Annotated in this window: 6 protein-coding genes; 1 reads left to right on the forward strand and 5 read right to left on the reverse strand. The window is 46.5% G+C overall.

Annotated elements, in window-relative coordinates:
• Positions 1-42: 42 nt before the first annotated feature.
• From CLC91_RS13010 to CLC91_RS13030, 5 genes are all read right to left on the reverse strand, one after another.
• Positions 43-3180, reverse strand: a complete 3138-nt coding sequence (locus CLC91_RS13010; protein WP_095498760.1) for an efflux RND transporter permease subunit — start codon at positions 3178-3180, stop codon at positions 43-45.
• Between the two features lie 15 nt (positions 3181-3195).
• Positions 3196-4455 carry an efflux RND transporter periplasmic adaptor subunit gene (locus CLC91_RS13015; protein ID WP_095498761.1) on the reverse strand — a complete coding sequence of 420 codons (1260 nt, stop codon included), beginning with the start codon at positions 4453-4455 and terminating at the stop codon, positions 3196-3198.
• A 16-nt stretch (positions 4456-4471) separates the two neighbouring features.
• Positions 4472-5713 (reverse strand): TolC family protein, encoded by a 1242-nt coding sequence (locus tag CLC91_RS13020; RefSeq protein WP_095498762.1) that lies wholly within the window; start codon positions 5711-5713, stop codon positions 4472-4474.
• A gap of 79 nt (positions 5714-5792) precedes the next feature.
• Positions 5793-6140, reverse strand: a complete 348-nt coding sequence (locus CLC91_RS13025; protein ID WP_143812016.1) for a hypothetical protein — start codon at positions 6138-6140, stop codon at positions 5793-5795.
• A gap of 597 nt (positions 6141-6737) precedes the next feature.
• Entirely contained in the window at positions 6738-7313 is a 576-nt protein-coding gene (locus CLC91_RS13030; protein ID WP_284223297.1) for a Y-family DNA polymerase, read from the reverse strand.
• Positions 7314-7596: 283 nt separating this feature from the next.
• On the opposite strand from CLC91_RS13030, the gene CLC91_RS13035 reads away from it, so the two are divergent.
• A complete protein-coding gene (locus tag CLC91_RS13035) occupies positions 7597-8190 on the forward strand; it encodes a Tn3 family transposase (protein WP_000107352.1) in 594 nt (197 codons plus the stop codon).
• Positions 8191-8239: the final 49 nt, after the last annotated feature.

Genomic DNA, 8239 nt, shown 5'->3' on the forward strand with positions numbered 1-8239 from the left:
AAGCAGCCTGCCGTATCGAGATTCGCACGGCAGGCCTCTAACTTAAGAATCCTCTTGTAATTTGCCTTTTGAGAACCATGAAAACAGTACTGGCAGTACTACTAGGGTTAGCAGTGTAGCGGTAATCAGCCCACCAACAATGACCGTGGCCAAAGGTTTTTGGATCTCCGCTCCAGCCCCACTAGAAAGTAGCATTGGAATAAGCCCCAATGCGGAAGTTATAGCGGTCATTAAGACTGGTCTAAGTCTAGACAATGCGCCATCAAACACCGCATGCTCAAGCGATAAACCATCTTTGAGTCGTTGATTGATGCTTTCTACCATTACAACGCCGTTCAATACTGCAACTCCAAATAAAGTAATGAATCCAACGGAACTGGGTACTGATAAGTATTGGCCAGATAGCCATAAAGAAAAAACGCCTCCAACCACTGCAAGTGGCACGTTCACAAGAATCAACATAGCTTGGCCTGCGGATGAGAAGGTGAAGTACAAAAGCAGTGCTATCAAGGCAAGCGATAAAGGCACAACCAGCGACAATCTCTGTTGTGCGCGTTTTTGGTTTTCGTATTGCCCGCCTATATCAATAGAATACCCCGTGGGCAGATTAACTTGCTTTGCAACAACCGTTTGAATATCTTCCACCACGCTGCCCATGTCTCTGCCATGAACATTGGCTTGGATGACTACTCTGCGTTGAACATCATCTCTGCGAACTTGAGGTGGACCGGATTCTACCGTCACTTCAGCCACATCGCCTAGACGCACCCAGGCACCGGAAGGTGAAAGAATACGAAGCTCAGCGATGCTCTCTCTATCTTGCCGGAAAGGCTCTGCTAATCGAACGTAGATGTCATATCGCTCGTTGCCGTTGATGATTTGTCCAGCACTAGCACCTCCTAGGCCATCACGGACTAATGACATTACATCTTCAACATCTAAGCCATATCTTGATAGGGCCCTGCGAATAGGTTTTACAACTAATTGAGATTCGCCAACAATTTGCTCCATGGCGACATCACGCGCCCCTGGTATTTCCTTGACCGCAGCTTCAATTTCTTGCCCTTTTTGGGCCAACACATTCAAATCCGGCCCAAAAAGCTTAATCGCGAGTTGTGCTTTTACGCCAGATAACAACTCATCGACTCGAGTGGCGATTGGCTGAGAGAAATTGAATAGCAGGCCTGGGTGTTGCTCTAGTTTGTGCTCCATTAGCTCTTGCAAAGCAAAACGGTTGTTAGCACTTGTCCATTCGTCAATAGGCTTGAGGCCAATGTAAATCTCTATGTTATTAACGGGTTCAGGATCCCCCCCGATTTCCGCCCGGCCTATGCGAGACATGGCATAAGTCACTTCAGGGAATTCCATCAGCATGGCTTCCAATTTTGGAGCGACTTCTAGAGCAGTATTCAGGCTTGAAGAAGGGGCTAACGTTACCCTTAAGTTGATGGTGCCTTCTTCTAGCTGCGGCACAAACTCAGTCCCCAATCGCGGAATAATGGCAAACGCTGAGAAAACCAGGACTAGGACTAAGCCGACTACCGCTCGCCGATGATTCAAGGCCCAACCAAGGACGACTCGATACACTTGCTCAAGCGGTTGCAGCAATAGACTTTGTCGCTCCTTGACGCCAAATTTGAACAAGTAAGTCGCAAGTGCAGGCACAATCACTAAAGCCACTATAACGGCTGCCAACATTGCCAGCATGATACTTACTGCCATAGGCTGAAATAGCTTAGCCTCTACTCCCTCGAAGCTAAACAGTGGCATAAATACCACTAGAATAATTGCTGTTGCAAAGAATATGGGGCGAGCGACTTCTCGACCGGCTTGCTGAAGGTTCAGAGTAACATCAGCTTTTTTCTTATCGCCATCGGTCTTGCTCAAATGCTTGTAGATGTTTTCAACCATTACTACTGAGCCATCAACCAACATACCGATGGCTACGGCGAGCCCTCCTAGTGACATTAGGTTGGCGGAAATGCCAAACCATGCCATCACCATCAAAGCAATGCCGATGGAAATAGGAATGGAGATAAGAACCAGTATTGTGGCTCTCAAATTCATTAAGAACAGCGCTAATACAACCACGATGAGACCGAAAGCCAGCAACAGAGCATTGACCACGGTTTGTACCGCTTGTGAGATCAGATCAGCCTGATCATAGAACACTTCAAACTGCACACCTTCGGGCAAGGCTTGATTGATTCGTTCTACTCGATTGTTGATTCCATCAATAGTTGCCTTGGTGTTGGCACCCATACGCTTTAGAACGATCCCTGATACAACCTCTCCAAGCTGTTCCACGGCATCATCGTCGGTTTTTCGACTCATGGTAACGGCGCCTTGCCGGATTTCTCCGCCCAACGCCACATCGGCAACATCTCCGACTGTGACAGTTACACCATCAAGGGTTTTAACCGGCACTTGCGCAAGTTGCTCAAGCCCCAACTCTCCGGCAGCGACCCAGCCAGTCCCTCTGATCACGAGTTGTTCTTGCCCGCGGTTCATGTACCAACCACCAACATTGCTATTGTTTCGTTGCAGCGCAGCGATTACGTCATCCTGCGAAAGCTCGTGGGCGAGCAGCAGGGCTGGATTTAGGTTAACTTGGTACTGGAGTACTTCCCCGCCGAATGATAGGACTTCTGTAACCCCTTCCGCAGGAACAAGCAGTAGTTTGACCACCCAATCATTTAAGCTTCGCAACGCGATTGCATCAAAGCCTGAATCCGGCTCGGCTACCAATAAATATTGATAAACTTGCCCCAACCCCGAAGTGTTTGGTCCCATTTCAGGCGTACCTACTCCTTCCGGAATTAACTCTTTTGCAGCTTGAAGCCTTTCAAACACCAGTTGGCGAGCAAAGTATATGTCAGTGCCTTCTTCAAATACGACGGTGACGCCCGACAGCCCGGTTTTTGAAATGGATCGCACCTCTTTAACATCTGGTAGCGCATACATCACCGCTTCAATAGGGTAAGTGATAAGCTGCTCGACCTCTTCAGCGGCCAGACCGGGAGCTTCGGTGTTTACAGACACCTGAACATTAGTGACATCCGGGAAAGCATCTAAATTTAACTTTGGGATTAGGAAGGCCGAGCTAATGACAAGCACGGCTAGGGCTATTATGACCAGCAACCTGTTGGCCACAGCCCAATCAATAATTCGATTAAACATTGGAGCTCCGATTGCTTAGTGGTTGTGAGGGTCAAAACCGCCTTTGGCGATCTGTGAAGCAACGAAAAATGCACCTTCAGTAACAATTCGCGTTCCCGGTTGAATTCCGAGGATCTCACGTACATCACCGTAGGATTGCCCCAACTCGACCTCTACTGAATTGAACTCGCCCGGATGATCTTCGACAAACACCGTCCAGTCGCCATGCTCATCTCGGATCAACGCCGATTCGGGAACAGCAATTACAGGGTGTTCAGATCTAACGTTGAAAAACACTTCAGCAAACTGTCCCGGATGAAGTTGATGTGAAGCGTTGTCGACTAGCAGCCGTACGAGACGGGTTCGTGTTACAGGGTCAATAGTGTGAGCTTCTTGAGAAATCTCAGCGTGTAACAGAACACCTGCACTCATGACTTCCGCTTTTGCTCCAGCCTTTAGAGACAGGCGTAAGTTTGGCGGTAAATGTGCTTCTACCCAAAGCTTCTTTTCGTCGGCAATGAGAATGAGAGAGTCGCCAGCCTCAATACGTTGGCCTTGCTCGAATTCATCAGCGAGCACAGAGCCATCGATCTCAGCATGAAGCGTATATTCTCCTAAAGCTGGTGCACTCTTAGTTTTGAGCTTTTCTAACTCGTTTTCTGTTAGGCCTATCGCCATCAGAGTTGCTTCAATGGCTTCTAGGTTGGACTTCACCTCAATGTACCGCTGGGCACCAACGGTTTTTTGTCCCAATGATTTAACACGTAGCCACTCAGGCCAAATTTTTCGGAATTCGGCTTGCGCATTGGCAACACTCTCGCTGAAAAGCGTCACGAGGGGCTGACCTTTTTTAACATGCTCTCCTAAGCCCACATGGCGTTTCAGTACAACCGATGGGACTCTAGGGGATACCCGATAGCTTGCATATCCATTGGTAAGTATTTCCCCTGGGGCATAAAGTTGATAATCGATTTCGCGGAGCGAAAGCGCTTCGACAACAATGTCTGCCTGAGCCATTTGGTTTGGAGTCAGTGTTATAGCGCTGTCATGCCCATGCTCTTCATGCTCATTTTGGTGCTCAGCATTGCCCTTATCGGTTTTAGGGACGTCGTGCGTATGGCCACTATGTTCATGCTCCGTTTTCGTTTTACCGCTGTTATTTTGCGGGTGAGGTTCACTATGATTCTCATGATTGTCGGCTTGAGGGAATACGTGATTGTGTGCTGCTTCAGATGCGACTGTAGCTGGTGAACTTAGCAGTCCAGCAATTAAAAAGGCGATAAGTTTCTTGTTCATTGATACGGTCCTAGGCTTAGTTCAAAGGCTGAATGAGAGTGCTCAGCAGACCTGATTGATAAAGTGCTTGCGTCAGTGCAAGTTGCGCTTGTTTCTCTAATTCGATGCCGGCCAACAGGCTTTCAGTACGCTGATTTAGCGCCAATAAATAGTCTGAAGTAGAAATGTCTCCACTTTGCCATTGCCGCTCCAACAACTGCTCGCTACTCTCCGCTCGATTAGCTGACAGTACTTTCCAAGAATTCAGGTGATGCTGATAACGTTGCCAACTCCCTCGTGCAGCCTGCCAATCAACACGTTGCTTTCGATATGTAGCGATCCAATTGGCCTCCGCTTCGAGCTCCATACTCTTAGCTGCTCGGTTCTCCGCACTGAAGTTATTCCTGACGTGAAGAGGAACAGAAACCGACAGGCCAACTAAGTTTGCGCCTCCGTCTCGACCTGCGTTAATTCCAAACGTCGGATCTGGCTTTGATGCTCTTCGAGCTGACTCTGTGTTCTCTTTCATCGAACGCCAGATAGCTTCTGAGCTCGCTACCAATGGATATTGTCGTAGCTTTTCATCCGTAGCAACGGGGATCTCTGAGGGCCAAAATTCCGTGGGCAAACCGCCTTTTGAGCGAGTCCATTGGGGAAGTAACTCAATAAGGCGTGTTTCAGCTCGCATGAGGCTGGATTCAATCTCGGCGACTTGGGCTATCTGCTGTGACAACGACAAAAAGGTCAGTTCAGCATCGACAGCGCCGAGGTCACCAGATTTTTGCCGCGCATCAACCAACTCCAGCATAGAATTGAGTTGTTCCTGCTTAGATTGGGCTATATTGGCTGCATGATTAGCAGTTTGCCATTCTATTAAAGCTGAAAGGACCTCCTCAGTCTTATCGAGTACCTCCTGCTCATACATATTCATAGCCGCAGTTTTTAGGTGGGCAGCTTGACTGGCGTTAACCGCACGGCGATTCCATATATCTATGGTTTGCTCGACCCCTACTGCATAGTTATTTTCGTCACCTTTACGATCAGCCTCAAGAGATAACTCAGGGTTGTAGATTGGTTGGCTGATTGCGTCAGCATTGGCATTGGCTCCATGCCAACGTTCCTTGGCGGCTAGCACATCTGGGTGCTGATTAATTTGGATGGCTAACCAATTGTTCCAATCATCAGCTAGCGCCTGTGGGCTAGGTGTGAGAGCACAGATTAAGCCAAGCGAAAAACATCGCACTGCTCTGGGCAGGCGCTTTAAAATAATGTTCGTCATCGTTTCGACCAAGCATTGAAAATCATTAGACACGCAGCGGGTGTTAGCCGCTACGAACTCAAAAAAATGAAGATATTGGCTAGGCTATTGGAGGTCGAAACAACGCAATGGGTTGATAATTGATTTGGCGAGACAAATAGTTTATTGAGGTTTCGGATAAAGTCGAACTGCCGGGTAATTGAGTAGCGACAATAGCGGCGGAAGCATGGCCGTGGCAATGCCCACATTCGTGGCAATCATCCGCTGGATGTTCGAGGTTTGTATCTGGGGCAGCTGTCTCAGTATTGCCTCCAGAACCACCGGACTTCATTTGCACTTCATGACTATGCTTGGATTGGTAGTGCTCAGAGTTTGATTGATGAGGCTCGTAAGAAAATGCAACAGCAAAGCCTGATTGGAGTACAACCAGCACAGTTAGCATTGACACAAAACACCTACGAAGCACGAGAATACAATCCTGCGGAGTATCGGAGAAGAGTTGCAAAAATACCAAAGCGAAGAACTTAAAACAACTTCGGCTTAAGTTATTCGTGAAGTAACGAGGTTTTATGGCTTTGATGCCTGGTCAAGGAACCAAAGCAAGCGTTTATCTACAAAGTACCGAATGAAGTTGCACACTTTTTCTCATAGAGACTAACTTCGATGCATAAGGTCTGCTATTCATCATTTCGCAATAGCATAAGTGAATAAGCTGAACTGACTGATTGTTCCTTGGCCGTCAAAGTAATTTATTTTGATTGAAAGAGAGTAATAGGATGCTGGTTCGACTGGCTGCTTTTGGCCGTTTGTAGTCATTTCCAGGTTACCACCCTATCCGAGCAATCTATGTAATGGCAGAGTTTTCAGTTGGCCATGTAACCTACTGAAATACCGCGTAAAAACCTTGCTAGATGACGATTTCAGGTCGTTCTCAGTTTTTAACCACATGATTTTAATGATAAAAATAAAATGGGATCTTGATTTGAGATCCCGAATAAAGTATCAGCCCAAGACGATCTATGCCCTTTTTTGAATACTACTCTTTTTAGCCAGTCAAATACCGGAAGTAGATTCTCGTAGTGACATCTAGGTATACAAAAACTTGACACCAGGGGTTGAGGTTCGCATTTAAACGCTTAGAAAGTCGTCTACCAACGCCCCAAACATCATCAACCGGGACTAATGCGAGCAATCGACGTTGCCGATCTGGATTGGTTAGATCTACAACCCCCTGAGTGGCGGGGTATTTCTTGGCGGCATGGTTAGCCAGCTTGGCGAGTGTTTTAGTCGGTGCAATGCCTACACAGACGGTGATCCCAATCCAGTGGCCTATGCGCTCTCGCACTTGTTGTCCGAACTCGACAAGGGATAGGGCAGACTCAATACCGGTTAAGTCCAAAAACGCTTCGTCAATAGAGTAAACCTCTACTCGTGGTGCCATCTCCTCCAAAGTGCGCATCACTCGACTGCTTAAATCTGCATACAGCGCGTACAGTTGGCTAAGAATTCCCGCTAAAAATAGACGAGTAAGTGAGCAACCATTCTGCCGCATGGGTTGCTGGCGTCTAACACCAGAAAAATCACCCAGCCCAACCCGCTGTCTATTTTTTAAGGTGGGCATTCATCTACATGTCTAATTTTTTACCAATTTGATCGCTAAGATGTACTAATTTGATTACCGAGGGAGACTGACGGACTAATTACTTAGGGGCTTAATCGTACAATCTCCACTCGACACCACACAACTCACTTCTGGACATTTCTGAGTTGCATTTTAGCTAATTTAGAAAAACATGAATTAGATAAAGTATGGAAATTTCAAATCAATATGAGGCGGACATGAAGAAATTGAAAAAAGTAGCTTAACTGGGTTGGTCAATTTTGGTTGACCACGTCATGTTCCGGTGAGTACGCAAGTCATTGGCGCTAACGAATATGAAGGTCACTTTGCTTTTGACTTACTCTATAACAACTCTTCAGATATACAGCCTAATACCTTATCGACCGATACGCATGGTACCAATAATGTTAACTTCGCTATATTAGATTTCTTTGGTTACACATTCGCCCCTCGATACGCGAAAATGAAAAAGGTGTTTTTTGAGCTATTTGAAGTGACTGAAGAGAACGGAGGCCGTATTCAATTAAAGAAAGATATTAATCATAAGCTAATTGCTGAAGAATGGGACAATATTCAGCATATTGTTTGTTCATTGAGTCGTAAAACCACCACTCAAAGCACAATCATTAGAAAGTTGAGTAACGGCAAGAGCCGAAGATTGTCAGCATTGCATGAGTACGACCGTTTAATTAAATCTATTTATGTTTTGGAGTATGTTGATAATTCAACGTTGCGTCATTACGTCCAGCAAGCCTTGAACAGAGGTGAAGCATACCATCAGTTAAAACGTGCTATTACTTCAGTTAATGGCAATAAATTTCGTGGGGGGAATGATTACCAAGTATCACAATGGGGTTCTAGGGATTTTCCCCTCTAAAAAGACTTAATCCTCTGTAGACCACACCAATAAATGGCTGCGGAGGTGG

Source organism: Paraferrimonas haliotis (assembly GCF_002282895.1).
Lineage (GTDB): Bacteria > Pseudomonadota > Gammaproteobacteria > Enterobacterales > Shewanellaceae > Paraferrimonas > Paraferrimonas haliotis.